This window comes from Streptomyces himastatinicus ATCC 53653 (assembly GCF_000158915.1).
GTDB lineage: Bacteria > Actinomycetota > Actinomycetes > Streptomycetales > Streptomycetaceae > Streptomyces > Streptomyces himastatinicus.
The window spans coordinates 1310787-1323839 of record NZ_GG657754.1 but is presented as its reverse complement, the minus strand read 5'-3'; the positions used below and the strand labels follow the sequence as shown (position 1 = coordinate 1323839).

Below are 13053 nucleotides of genomic sequence, written 5' to 3'. Positions count from 1 at the left end.
GGAAGAGACCGGTGAACACATAGGCCCCGGCCACTCGGCCGGTGTCCAGGGCGCGCAGCATCGCCGCGTCCATGGCGAGCGCGCGGGCCGGATACGGGGCGGGCGGCACCGGGCGGCGGCCCGCGGCGAAGGCCGCCGCCACCGCGTGGGACTGCCGTCGCACCGCGGCGAAGGTGTAGCCGGTGGCCGGGCGGGTGGCGCCGCCCGCGGTGCCGATCCGGAACACGGCGGCGCCCGCGCGGCGGGGGAAGCGGCCGTCGGTCATGGGGATGACGCCCTGCTCGGTGGAGAGCACCCGGAAGGGCGGCAGCCGCAGCACGGCCCCGGTGTAGTGGCGCAGGGCCGCGTCGTACGCGGCGTCCTCCAGCACGGCGGGCGAGAACTCGGTGTACTCCACGAGCGCCTCACGGTCGCTCAGCGGCAGCACATAGCCGAACGACAGGCCCCGGCGCGGTTGCGGGGTGCGGAAGTCCATCAGCTCGGCCACCGCGGGGTCCAGGGCCGGGGCGTCGCAGCGGACGAACCAGCCCCGGAAGTGCTGGAGCAGCGTCGTACGGGCCGGTGGCAGGGCGGCCGCCGGGCGGGAGTCGAACGCCCACCGGGCGCGCCAGATCACCGGGCGGCCCCCGGCGCAGGCGCCCCGCACCAGGGCGCCGCCCGCGTCGTCGCGTACCTCGTCCACCACCGCCTCGACCCGCCGCACCGAGGGCGCCGCGTCGAGCCGGGCGGCCATCCAGTGCTCGAAGTCGCGCGACCGCAGCATCTTGTAGACGAAGGGCGCCAGCTCCCGGTCCAGCGGGCGGCCGTCGGCTCCGTGCACCCTGACCCGGCTCCAGCGGGCGGCGAGTGCCCCGTCGAACTCACCGCCAGGCTCCTCCCACCAGCACCAGGTCCGCTCCGGCGCCCGCAGCGGCCCGTCCGGCGCCCCGACCAGCAGGACGCGGGGCGGGGAGGGCAGGGCGGCGAGCCGGTGGGCCAGCGTCAGACCGGCCGCACCCGCGCCGACGACGGCCACCTCCGCGTCCCACGCCACCCCGGTCGAGGTGGCTAGCGCCGGACGCTCCGGTGGCGGCGCATCACCAGCACACCTCCGGCGGTGACGGCCAGGACGGTGGCGCCGAGGAGGGTCGGCTTGTTGTCGCCGACCGCGGCAGGTCCGAAACCGGCGTCGACCCCGCCACTGGGGTGGCTGCGCTTGACCTTGACCGTGTCCGTGATCTTGATGCTCGGCGGGCACTTCACGATGACCTCGTGGCTGCCGGAGTCGGCTCCCTTCGGAATCCGGAAGGTGCCGGTGAGCGTGCCCTTGTGGCCGTCGTCGAGCAGGTGGAACTCGTCTCCGCCCGCGGTGCCCTTGCCGTAGGTCACGTCCGAGCCGCAGGCGGTCGTACTGACGGTGACCGTGGAGCCCGGGGCGCTCTTCTTCGGGCTGATGCGGAGCTCCGAGTCATCGGCGGCGGCGGCCGGGCCCTGGAGCGCGAGGGCACAGAGAACCAGGCCGATGCCTGCACCGGCGGGTACGTAACGCATGAAGATCCTCCAACGGAGCAGTGGCCGTCGTGATCACGCGGCACCTATAGGTGTTCCGCTCTTGAGACAACCGACAGTCCGCCACCGCCGCAACACGAAGCGTCACCTCGCGAGGTCAGGGTCACCGCTCCGCTTGATCATTTACGCAGGTCATCGGAGCGGGGACCGTCACGGAGCGGGAACGGCCGTAAGAGGGCGAATGGGCTATGCGCGCGCGTGCGGCGTCCGATGTCAGGGGCGTGCGCGTCAGGGCGTGGGCCAGTTGCGCAGCAGGGCGTCCAGCGCGTCCAGGGTCCGGGACCAGGATTCCGCCGAATCGGGGGCGCTGTGACTGAACCCGCCCGCCAGCTCCAGGCTGACGAAGCCGTGGAAGACGCTGCCGAGCAGCCGCACCGCGTGCGTCTGGTCCGGCTCGGTGAGGTCGTAGCCGCGCAGGATCGCCCGCGTCATCTGCGAGTGCCTGCCACCGGCGCTGGCGGCCGCCGCCTCCGGGTCCAGTCTGAACTGGGCCGCGGCGTAGCGGCCGGGGTGCTCGCGGGCGTAGTCGCGGTAGACGTTGCCGAAGGCGGTCAGGGCGTCCTTCCCGGCCCGCCCGGCCAGGGCCTCGGCGGCCCGGTCGGCGAGTTCCTCCAGGGCGAGCAGGGCGATCCTGGTCTTGAGGTCGCGGGAGTTCTTCAGGTGCGAGTAGAGGCTCGCGACCTTGACGTCGAACCGCCTGGCCAGCTCCGACACGGTCACCTGGTCGAAGCCGACCTCGTCGGCCAGTTCCGCCCCGGCCCGGGTCAGCCGTTCCGCGGTCAGCCCTGCGTATGCCATGCCCTGCCCCTCCGTCGACAGAGCCCATTATTCGTTTGCCTAAGACCTTTAGGCAACTTAGCCTCCCGGTCATGAAGCCGCTGACCGAGCAAGAGATCCGTTCCGCCTTCGTCAACTGCACCAAGGGCGAGGCGAAGCGCCTGTCCGTACCGCGCGATCTGGCCGCCAAGCCCTGGGACGACCTGGACTACCTCGGCTGGCGGGATCCCCAGGCCTACGACCGCGCTTACCTCGTCACCCTGCTCGACGACCGCCCGCGGGCCCTCGCCCTGCGCTGCCCCACCCCCGCCTCCTGGCAGACGCAGCGCGGCATGTGCTCGCTCTGTCTGACCTCCCCCGCCGACGGCGTCTCCCTGATGGTCGCGCCGAAGGCGGGGAAGGCCAGGCAGCAGGGCAACTCCGTCGGCACCTACATATGCAGCGACCTCGCCTGCTCGCTGTACGTACGCGGCAAGAAGGACGCGGGCGCGGGCGCACGGCTCCACGAGTCGCTCACCCTGGAGGAGAAGATCGAGCGGACCACGGCCAACGTCGCCGCGTTCCTCGCCAAGGTGACCGCCTGACCCCGGGGAAGCCCCGGAACCGGCGGCCTGACCTGCACGTTCACGGCACGGTTTACGCTCCTTGCGACAGCAACCGCCGGGAGGGAGCACGATGCGCATCGGGGCCGGGCGATGAGTGGGGACGCCACCACGGACACCCTCGTGTACATCCTCGACGACGACGAGGAGCTGAGCGATTCGCTCGCCTGGCTCCTGGAGTCGGTCGGCATCCGCTCGGAGCGCTTCCGGGACGCCCGGGCCTTTCTGCGGTCCTACGACCGCGCCCGGCCCGCCTGTCTGATCCTGGACGTCCGCATGCCCGAACTCAGCGGCTTCGACGTCCAGCAGCTGCTGAACGAGACGGGCGCGCCGCTGCCCGTGGTGTTCGTCTCCGCGCACGGCGACATCCGGATGTCGGTGCGCGCCATGCAGAACGGCGCCGTGGACTTCCTGGAGAAGCCGTACGACCCGCAGCACATGCTCGACGTCGTGCAGGCCGCGCTGCGCACCGCGCGGGAGCGGTTCGAGCGCGCCGCGGTCGAGTGCGAACTGCGCGCGAAGCTGGACAGCCTGACCTCCCGCGAACGGGAAGTGCTCGGGCTGGCCGTCGACGGCATGGCGAACAAGCAGATCGCGGCGCGGCTCGGCATCAGCGCCAAGACCATCGACGTGCACCGCGCCCGGATCCGGGAGAAGACCGGTGCGCAGAGCATGGCCACCCTCGTCCGCGATGTGCTCCGGCTGGGGCTGCGGCCCGCCGCCGACCGGTGAGAGGCACCCCATGAGCAGCCCCGTCGAACCGGCCGACTTCCGGGTGCTGATGCAGTCCCTGAAGTACTGCGTGCTGCTGCACGACGCCCGCACCTACGAGATCCTCTGGGCGAACCGGGCGGCCTGCGACCTGCTCGGCTGGTCCGTGGACGAGCTGAAGCCGCTCAAGGCGCCGGACATGAGCAAGAACGCCCGCCAGTACAGCCGCGAACTCGGCCACCGCTGGCTCGGGCGCGCCGTCGAGGACGGGGTCAGCGCCACCGAGTGGTGCTACCGGTCCAAGACCGGCGAGGAGACCCTCACCGAGGCGATCGCGATCCGCGTCGACCTGCCGGGGCGGACGGCGGTGATGGTCCAGTTCCGCGACATCGCCGAGGAGAAGGCGGTACGCCGCGATCTGTGTCGCACCGAGAGCAGGCTGCGCACCTTCCTGGGCAGCCTCGCCGAGGGCATCGTCGTCCTCGACGACGGGGACCGGGTCGTCTTCGCGAGCGAGTCGGCCGTCCGGCTGCTCGGCGACGGCCTCCGCGGCGCGGACTTCGCCGACTACTGCCACGACGGGCCGGTACCCACCGCCGGTGAGGGGCGCTACCGGTTCGCGGCGCCCGGCGACGGACCCCGCTGGTACGCGTCGACCTGCCAGCACATCGAGATCGAGAGCGATCTGCGCGGCCGGATGCTCCTGTTCTACGACATCACCGACCGGGTCCGCGCGGAGGAGGAACACCGCCGCGAAACCCAGCACCTCGACCACCTGGCCCGGTACAACGCCATGGGCGACATGGCGATGGCGATCGCCCACGAGGTGAGCCAGCCGCTCGCGGCCGCCTACAACTTCGTCGAGGGAGCGCGCGGCCGCCTCGCCACCGACGACACCTCCGTGGCCTTCGGGCTGGACAACGCCGCCCGGCAGATCGAGCGGGCCCGCCGGATCCTGGGCAGCCTGCGGAGCTACGTGGGCCGCCTGGAGCCGTCCGAGCGGCTCACCGACCTGGGCGCCATCGTGCGCGACTGCGCGTACTTCATCGAGCTGCGGGCCCAGGAACACTCGGTGGCCGTCGCGCTCGACCTCACCGCCGAGCCGCTGCCGGTGCGCTGCGAGAACGTCCTGATCGGGCAGGTCGTCATGAACCTCGCCTTCAACGCCGTCGACGAGATGGCGCGTTGTCCGCTCGCCGAGCGCAGGGTGCGCATCGCCACGCGCCTGATGGCGGACGGGGACGCCGAGCTGACCGTCACCGACTGGGGGAACGGGCTGCCGCCCGGCGACCGCATCTTCGACGGTGTCTTCACGTCCAAGGAGAACGGCAGCGGCATCGGTCTGGCGCTGAGCCACCGCATCATCACCCGCCACGGCGGCCGGATCGACGCCACCCCGAACCAGCCGCACGGCGCGGTCTTCCGGTTCACGCTGCCAGCGGGCGTGTAGGGGAATTCCCCTACCCAACGCCGCCGAATCCCCAATGGCCGACGGCCCGTTGGCGGGCGTAGCGTCGTCGTCAGGCGGGGGAGGGAACCGCCGGGCAACGCGAGGAGCATCTCCCATGACCCAAGCAACTCCCATCACCCGGTCGCCGGATCCGATCGACGACGTGCTGACCGTGGTGGCCGAACGGCAGCCGGAATTCGAGGAGAAGCGGCACATCCCCCGGGATGTGATCGAGGTGTTCAAGCGCGCGGGCCTCTACCGGGCGAGCACCCCGAAGCGCTTCGGCGGCGACCCCCTGCCGCCCGCACGATTCCTGGCACTCATCGAGCGGATATCGGCCGTCGACGGCTCCGCCGGATGGGTCGCCAGTTTCGGTTCGTCCCTCGTCTACCTGGCCGCGCTGCCCCTGGAGACCCAGGCCGAGCTGTACGCCGACGGGCCCGATGTGGTGTTCGCGGGCGGGCTGTTCCCGGTGCAGCCCGCCGAGCGCGTCGAGGGCGGCTACCGGGTCCGCGGCCGGTGGAGGTTCGCCAGCGGCTGCACGGGCGCGGACGTCCTCGGCGTGGGCATCAAGGCCGGTGAGGACGCCACCGGCCGGCCCCTGACCGCGGTGCTGCGGCCCGGGCAGGTACGGATCGCCGACAACTGGAACGTGGTCGGCATGCGCGGCACCGGCAGCCACGACCTGGTGGTGGACGGCGCCGTCGTCCCCGAGGAGTGGACGTTCGTCCGCGGCGGCGAGCCCACCGTGGACGAGCCGCTGTACCGCTACCCGACCGTCCCGTACGCCGCCCAGGTGCTGGCCGTCGTCGGCCTCGGCGTCGCCCGCGCCGCGCTCGACCAGGCCATCGCCGCCGGGGGCCGCGCGGGCTACACCGGCGCGCCCCGGCCCGCCGACCGCGCCACCTACCGCATCGCCGTCGGCCAGGCCGAAGCCCAACTCCGGTCCGCTCGCGCCTTCTTCTACGAGGCCACCGAGGAGACCTGGGAGACGGTGGTGGCGGGCGGGCCACGCGACCCGACCGGCAGACCGGTCTGCTGCGGCTGGCCGCCGCCCATCTCGCGAAGACCTCCTTCGAGGTCGTCCGGGCCGCGTACCAGCTCGGCGGCATTGCCGCCATCGCCGACGACAGCCCCATGCAGCGCTATCTGCGCGACGCCTCCGTGGTCCCGCAGCACGCCTTCCTCCAGGAGGGCATGTACGACGGCGCCGGTGCCGTGCTCATGGGCGTTCAGCCCTTCCCCGGCTTCCTGTAGAACACCCCGACCCCAACTCACCTCGCAGGCAAGGAACTTCATCATGACGGATGCCACCCCAGCGCCCCTGCGCGTGCTCTTCTGTATCGGTGTCAACCAGAACTTCTTCGACCTGCCCACCGGCCAGGGCAAGGCGGTCTGGGACGGCTTCATGACCATGCTCACGCAACTGCGCGAGCTGCCCGGGGTGACCGTCCTGGGCACCATGGACGACGATCAGCACATGGTCGGCCCGTCCGGTTCGTGGCCCTGGACCTCGTACCTCCTCGCCGATGTGGTCGACCAGCCGACGGTCGCCGCCGCCTGCAACCTCTTCCGCACCGTCCAGGTCGGCGAGCACGGGCTGTGGCGCTATATGCAGATCGAGGCGCGCATCGGCCGTCCCCTGCCGGAGCCGGAGGCCGCCCGATGACCACCACGACCCCCGACCGGGTCGCGCTCGTCACGGGCGCGGCCCGCGGGCTGGGCGCGTGCATCGCGGGCAGGCTCTACGGCGCGGGCTACCGCGTCGCCCTGACCGACCTGGACGAGGCGGCCGCCGTCGCGGCCGCGGCGGATCTCGCCCCGGACGGGCGGAACGCCATCGGCCTCGGCCTGGACGTGCGCGACAAGGACGCCTTCGTACGCGTCCGCGACCAGCTCGTCGCACGCTGGGGCGCCGTCCACGTCCTGGTCAACAACGCCGGGTACTCGAAGGTCGAGCCCCTGATGGAGATCACCCCCGACAGCTTCGGCTCGGTCGTGTCGTCCAACCTCGACGGCACGTTCTTCGGCTGCCAGGTCTTCGGCGCCTACTTCGCCGGGCGCGGCTACGGCCGCATCGTCAACATCGCCTCCCTCGCCGGTCAGAACGGCGGCTCGGCCACCGGCGGCCACTACGCGGCGGCCAAGGGCGGGGTGGCCACCCTGACCAAGGTCTTCGCCCGCGAACTCGGCCCGCAGGGGGTGACGGTCAACGCGATCGCCCCCGGAGTGCAGGATCTGCCCGTCGTCCGCGAGCTGGTGGCCCCGGAACAGCTCGCCCGGATCGAGGAGTCCATCCCCGTGCGCCGCCTGGGACGGCCCGAGTTCATCGCGGACATGGCCGTGCTGCTCGCCGCGGACCACGCGGACACGGTCACCGGAGCGTGCTGGGACGCCAACGGCGGCCTGAACATGCGCTGATGGCCGGACGACACGAGAGGAGCGGCATCGCCGTGACCCCCAGCCAGGCCGATTTCCGGGAGGCGATGGCGCACCTCCCGGCGGCCGTCAACATCCTGACGACGGACGGCCCGAACGGCCGCTGCGGCATCACCGTGAGCGCCGTCTGCTCCGTCACCGACGACCCGCCGACCGTCCTGGTGTGCGTGAACCGCCGCAGCGCCATGCACGACGTGTTCCGGGCCAACGGCCGGGTCTGCGTGAATGTCCTCGGTGGCGCACAGCAGGATCTCGCACTGCACTTCGCCGGTGCCACGAAGGTGGCGATGGCAGAGCGCTTCACCTGGGACATCTGGGACCGCACCCAGGAGGTGCCGGTCCTCAAGGACGCCCTGGTGACCGCGATCGGCACCATCACGGACGCGGTCCCGATGGGCACCCACAGCGTCCTCTTCGCCACCATCGACCGCATCACCACCCGGGCGGGCGGCCAGAGCCTGGTCTGGTTCAACCGGGCGTTCCACCGGCTCGCGGCAGGAAATGACGGATCGGTGACGTGATCCACCCCGGTGCCCCGGCCCGGTCGCATGGCTATACCCTTCCGTCGAACGCGTCCGACATGACTAAGGAGTTCCATGCGACGCAACACGCGTAGACGGTCGAAGGTTGCGAGACGGGCGATCGTCGCCACTGCCGCACTGGCCCTGGGGGCGGGCGGACTGGTGACGGTCAACATGTACGCCTCGGCCGACGCGGGCGACTCGCAGCAGAGCGACACCCGCGGCCGGGAGTTATCCGCCCGAGCCTCCACCATCGACTGCCCCGATGTCGGCCAGCGCCTGAGCGCGGTTCCGCAGCGGGCCAGGGCCGAGGTGGACCGGGAGCTGGCCCTGCTGGACAAGCAGGTGGCCGAGGCGTACCAGCGGCTGGCCGGTTCCCAGCGGGCGATCCAGCAGGATGCCAACTTCGCACAGAACGCGATCATGGGTCCGCTGAAGGACAAGCGCACGGCGGCCATCGACCGGATCTCGATCGCCATCGGCAGGGTGGCCGCCACACCGCAGGGCCTGGACGGGCTCGCCACCTGCACGCTCAAGGCATCCGGCAATCAGCCCGGCGGTGGCCAGGGCGGCAACCAGGGTGGCGGCCAGGGTGAGAACCAGGGCGGCAATCAAGGCGGCAACCAGGGCCAGACCGGCAACGGCCCGGTGGCCGCGGACTTCGTGGACATCACCGGCGTCCAGCCCAACGCGCGCACCCCGCGCCCGGCGCGTGGCGCCTCCAAGGGCCTGTTCACCACCAAGTGCGGCGTCAACGCCAACAAGCTCTACAACACCGACAACGTCATCGTCGCGCCGGGCGTGTCCAACGGGGCACACCACACCCACGACTACGTCGGCAACCAGGCCAACAACGCCTTCGCCGACAACAACGCCTTCGCCCGTGGCCGCACCACCTGCCAGAACCAGGGCGACAAATCGACCTACTACTGGCCGGTGCTACGCCTTCAGGACGGCACCCGGGAGTTCGACGCGGACCGGCAGGGCGGTGGCGCCGAGGGCAACACCGGCCGCATCCTGACGGCCAAGAAGGTCACCCTGGAGTACGCGGGCAACCCGCGCGGCAAGGTCGTGGCGATGCCCAGGTTCCTGCGCATCATCACCGGCGACGCGAAGGCGTTCAGCAACGGGACGGCGAACGCCAACGCCTCCTGGAGCTGCACCGGGTTCGAGAACCGGCAGCTGAAGGACAAGTACCCGATCTGCCCGCAGGGCAGCGATGTGGTGCGTACGTCGAAGTTCCAGAGCTGCTGGGACGGTAAGAACGCCGACAGCGCCAACCACCGCTCCCACGTGGCGTTCACGGACGCCGACGGCCGCTGCCCCAAGGGCTTCGTGGCGATTCCGCAGCTGGTGCAGCGCCTGGTGTACGACGTGGACGCGCCCAGCCTGAAGGACAACGGGAAGACCCGGCCGTTCTTCGCGGTGGACGGTTTCCCCGAGCAGCTGCACAAGCCGGTCACCGACCACGGGGACTTCATCAACGTCTTCGACGAGCGGGTGATGAAGCAGATGGTGCGGTGCATCAACAGCGGACGCACCTGCCGCTGAGGCACAGCGCCCTGCCGGTGGCCGTACGCCACTCCGCCGGCAGGGCGTGCACGGCCGCCCGGCGCGACACCGGGTATGCTTTAAATGGATTGATTTAAAGCGGGTGCGTGCGGAGCGGGATGCGGTGGTGATGATGACGGCCAGGACGAGGCAGCAGGAACGGGTCGGCGCGACACGGGAGGCGCTGCTGACGGCGGCGGAGCGGCTGTTCGCCGAGCACGGGGTGCACGCGGTCGCCAACCGCCAGATCAGCGCGGCCGCGGGACAGGGCAACAACGCCGCGGTCAACTACCACTTCGGCACCAAGACCGACCTGGTCCGCGCGATCGTCCGCCGGCACGCCGAGCAGATGGAGCGGATCCGCGCGGGGATGCTCGCCGATATCGGCGACTCCACCGAGCTGCGGGACTGGGTGGCCTGCGTGGTCCGGCCGACCACCGAACACCTGGCGGCGCTGGGCCGGCCCAGCTGGTACGCGCGGTTCATCGCCCAGGTCACGGCCGACCCCGCGCTCCAGGCGGTCACCACCGCGGAGGCGTTCGCCGCCGCCCCGTCGCTGCACCCGTTGCAGGACGGGGTGAACCGCTGCCTGCCCGATCTGCCCGACGAGGTGTACGCGGAGCGTGGCGCCATGACCCGCCACCTCATCACGCAGATGACCGCCGAGCGGGAGCGCGCCCTCGCGGACGCCGCCCCCACCTCCCGTACGACGTGGCACGACACCGCCACCGGCCTCATCGACGCGATCGTGGCCCTTTGGCAGGCCCCGGTCACCCCGGAGGGGTGACCCGGGCGACCACCAGGCTAGGGCGTGCGCACCAGACGGGCGTACGCCACGGCCAGCGCCGACGTCACCTTGCCGACGCGGTACCGGTGGCCGTCCACCGCGCGGACCGGCTGCACCTCGTAGGCGGTGCCGGTGAGGAACACCTCGTCGGCGTCGGCCAGGGCGTCCGGCTCCAGAGGGCGCTCATGGACCGGGATGCCGAGGTCGTCGGCGAGGCCGATGACGGTCTGGCGGGTGATGCCGTTGAGGAAGGTGTCGGGGACGGGGGTGTGCAGGGCACCGCCGATGACGAGGAAGAGGTTGGCACCGGTGGCCTCGGCCAGCAGACCCCGGTGGTCCAGCAGCAGGGCGTCGTCGTAACCGGCGGCTTCGGCCTCGTCGCGGGCGAGGGTGCAGATGTTGTACAGCGACGCCGCCTTGGCGTGCACCGGCGCGGTGTCGGGCGCCGGGCGGCGCCAGCGGGAGGTGCCGAGGCGGATGCCCTCCTCCTGGGTCGCGTCCCCGAAGAGCCGCGGCCACTCCCAGGTGGCGATGGCGACGTGGACACGGTTGCCCGCACTGGACACGCTGAGCTGCTCGCCGCCCCGCCAGGCCACGGGCCGGACGTATCCGTCCGCGATGCCCTGCCTGCGGACGAGTTCCTCGCTGGCATCGGCGAGTTCGGGCACCCCGAAGGGGATGGCGAAGCCCAGGGCGTGCGCGGAGGTGTGCAGCCGCTCGGTGTGCTCGGTGAGCTTGAAGATGGCGCCGTCGTAGACGCGCATCCCCTCGAACACGCCACCGCCGTAGTGCAGCCCGTGGGAGAGGACGTGGAGCCTCGCGTCGCGCCAGGGCACGAAGGCGCCGTCGTACCAGATGACGCCGTCACGGTCGTCGAAGGGGAGGGAGGTCATCGGCCACCTTCCGGGGCGTACTCGATGCGGATGGCGGTCTCCAGCGCGCGGTGGAACTCCTCGGCCTCGGCCGTGGTGGCGTGCCGGGACAGGATGAACGCCGGGTATCCGGTGAAGTCCGGGTAGGGGCGCACCACGTCGCCGGGGAAGAGCATCTGCACGATGTGGTCCACCCGGGGATCGGCGCGCAGCTCGTCCAGGCCGTGGATCGCGGTGATCCGCCCCGAACCGCCGCACGGCACGATGTAGTTGGCCGCCGCGCCCGTGGCGGCGGGCTGATGACCGGCCTCGAAGGAACGCGGCGGCAGCCCGGCGGCGATGCGCAGCGCGTCCGCGGCGAAGTCCCGCCCGGTGACGTTCCGGACGATGTACTCCGAGACCCCCGAACCGCCGATGCGGGCGCCCAGCTCCAGCAGATACGGCCGGTCGCCGCGCAGCCGCAGTTCGGTGTGGGTGGGCCCGTCGGCGATGCCGAGGGCGGCGTGTGCGGCGGTGACCTCGTGGCGGATGGCGTCCCGTACCGGCTCGGGCAGGACGGCCGGGGCGCGGTAGACGCTCTCCTCGAAGTAGGGGCCCTCGGGTGCGCCCTTGTAGCCGATGCCGCACACCGTCACCTCACCGCGATGGGCGAGGGATTCCACGGCGAACTCGGGCCCGTCGAGATACTCCTCCACGATCAGGCCCCGGGCCTCGCCCAGCTTGCCGCGGCAGATCTGCCACACTTCCTCGACCACGGCCTTCAGCTCGTCCGGGCGTTCCGCCTTGGTGACGCCGAGGCTGGAGAAGCCGTGCGCGGGCTTGACCACGACGGGAAAGTCCAGGTGTGCGGCCTCCTCCCAGGCGGAGGGGTCCTTCAGGCCGACGAAACGGGGCACGTTGAGCCCTGCCGCGGCCAGCCGTTCCCGCATCACCCGCTTGTCCTGCGCGCCGAGCGCCGCGTCCCGCCCGATGCCGGGCAGCCCGAGGAGTTCGGCGGCCTCCGCGACGAACGGCACGGCCGGGTCGTACAGGGTGCAGATGCCCTGGAACGGAGTGGCCTCGTGCACCTGCCGCAGCGTGGCCAGTGCTCCCGCGCGGTCCCCGTCGATGTCCAGGGCCAGCACATCGGCCACGGCCGGGGGCAGCCGGTCCGCGGCCACGGTCTCGTCGGGGCGGGGGACCAGGATGAGGCGGATGCCCGCGCGCTCGGCGCTCTCGAAGACCCAGGGGAGCGTCGTCCGCTGGTACACCAGGACGACGCGGGGTTGCTGTGTGCTCACGATGTTCCTCGTATCTGTGGTACTCCGGCTCCTTCGCCGGTGTCGTCGGTCGTGCCGGGCCCGGTGGCCGGAGGCTGCGCCCGGCGGGGGCCGCCCACCGTCAGCCACACCCCGGCCGAGCAGGCGACGATCAGGACGAGCACCAGCGGACCGGGCGCGCCCGCCCATCCCAGCGCCCATTCACCGAGGCGGATCAGGAACGGCACCACCAGGGCCACGGCGGAGGTGTACAGCGGGCCCTTGCGCAGGATGAGTTCGTGCGAGATGAGGAAGACCGGGGCGGTGAGCCCCGCGCCGAGCAGCGCCACCCCGCCCCAGTCGGCCGCCGTGACGCCGCCCATCGGGACGAAGACGGCGGTCGTCAGCCCCAGCATGACGGCGCCCGCCCCGGTGATGGCGGGCAGCGCCGCCAGCGGTGAGATGTCGGCCATGCGCTGCCGGTAGACATAGCCGTAGAGCGCGTACGTGAACGTGCCGCCCAGCGCCAGCAGGGCACCGGCCGACAGGGTGCCCGC

The 13053-nt window shown here is 71.8% G+C and carries 14 protein-coding genes and 1 pseudogene; 9 read left to right on the top strand and 6 right to left on the bottom strand.

All coding sequences use genetic code 11. The features are described 5' to 3' along the window. From SSOG_RS04955 to SSOG_RS04945, 3 genes are all read right to left on the bottom strand, one after another. Window positions 1-1033, bottom strand: a 1033-nt coding sequence (locus tag SSOG_RS04955) for a lycopene cyclase family protein (RefSeq protein ID WP_039936595.1), incomplete at its 3' end; no start/stop codon positions are given. A 14-nt stretch (window positions 1034-1047) separates the two neighbouring features. Continuing rightward, window positions 1048-1530 (bottom strand): hypothetical protein, encoded by a 483-nt coding sequence (locus SSOG_RS04950; protein WP_039936593.1) that lies wholly within the window; start codon window positions 1528-1530, stop codon window positions 1048-1050. A 246-nt stretch (window positions 1531-1776) separates the two neighbouring features. Next, window positions 1777-2346 (bottom strand): TetR/AcrR family transcriptional regulator, encoded by a 570-nt coding sequence (locus SSOG_RS04945; protein ID WP_009713113.1) that lies wholly within the window; start codon window positions 2344-2346, stop codon window positions 1777-1779. Window positions 2347-2417: 71 nt separating this feature from the next. Here SSOG_RS04945 and SSOG_RS04940 point away from each other — a divergent pair, with 71 nt between their 5' ends. From SSOG_RS04940 to SSOG_RS04900, 9 genes and pseudogenes are all read left to right on the top strand, one after another. Beyond that, on the top strand, window positions 2418-2909 hold the full coding sequence (locus SSOG_RS04940; protein ID WP_009713112.1) for an FBP domain-containing protein: 492 nt from the start codon (window positions 2418-2420) through the stop codon (window positions 2907-2909). Between the two features lie 111 nt (window positions 2910-3020). Beyond that, the gene (locus SSOG_RS04935) at window positions 3021-3659 is read left to right on the top strand and encodes a response regulator transcription factor (RefSeq protein WP_009713111.1); all 639 of its coding nucleotides are present in this window, start codon (window positions 3021-3023) and stop codon (window positions 3657-3659) included. A 10-nt stretch (window positions 3660-3669) separates the two neighbouring features. Further along, window positions 3670-5088 (top strand): ATP-binding protein, encoded by a 1419-nt coding sequence (locus SSOG_RS04930; protein ID WP_039936592.1) that lies wholly within the window; start codon window positions 3670-3672, stop codon window positions 5086-5088. Window positions 5089-5122: 34 nt separating this feature from the next. Further along, a pseudogene (locus tag SSOG_RS04925) lies at window positions 5123-6040 on the top strand (acyl-CoA dehydrogenase family protein); the annotation flags it as partial. Between the two features lie 32 nt (window positions 6041-6072). Then, complete coding sequence (locus tag SSOG_RS57380) at window positions 6073-6345, top strand: acyl-CoA dehydrogenase family protein (RefSeq protein WP_281048186.1); 273 nt, start codon at window positions 6073-6075, stop codon at window positions 6343-6345. A 408-nt stretch (window positions 6346-6753) separates the two neighbouring features. After that, window positions 6754-7509, top strand: coding sequence for an SDR family NAD(P)-dependent oxidoreductase (locus tag SSOG_RS04915; protein ID WP_039936590.1), 756 nt, complete (start codon window positions 6754-6756; stop codon window positions 7507-7509). 32 nt (window positions 7510-7541) lie between these two features. Continuing rightward, window positions 7542-8048: a flavin reductase gene (locus tag SSOG_RS04910; protein WP_245606224.1), complete on the top strand. Its 507-nt coding sequence runs from the start codon at window positions 7542-7544 to the stop codon at window positions 8046-8048. Between the two features lie 75 nt (window positions 8049-8123). Further along, entirely contained in the window at window positions 8124-9599 is a 1476-nt protein-coding gene (locus SSOG_RS04905) for a DUF1996 domain-containing protein (protein WP_009713105.1), read from the top strand. A 133-nt stretch (window positions 9600-9732) separates the two neighbouring features. After that, entirely contained in the window at window positions 9733-10386 is a 654-nt protein-coding gene (locus SSOG_RS04900; protein ID WP_039940647.1) for a TetR/AcrR family transcriptional regulator, read from the top strand. A gap of 17 nt (window positions 10387-10403) precedes the next feature. Here SSOG_RS04900 and SSOG_RS04895 read toward each other — a convergent pair whose 3' ends face one another. The 3 genes from SSOG_RS04895 to SSOG_RS55635 form a co-directional block, all read right to left on the bottom strand. Next, entirely contained in the window at window positions 10404-11279 is an 876-nt protein-coding gene (locus SSOG_RS04895; protein ID WP_009713103.1) for a branched-chain amino acid aminotransferase, read from the bottom strand. After that, entirely contained in the window at window positions 11276-12538 is a 1263-nt protein-coding gene (locus SSOG_RS04890; protein WP_039936588.1) for an ATP-grasp domain-containing protein, read from the bottom strand. Before SSOG_RS04890 ends, SSOG_RS04895 begins: the two co-directional genes overlap by 4 nt. Next, the coding region (locus SSOG_RS55635; RefSeq protein WP_039936587.1) for a hypothetical protein at window positions 12535-13053 on the bottom strand (519 nt) is incomplete at its 5' end. The genes SSOG_RS55635 and SSOG_RS04890, both read right to left, overlap by 4 nt.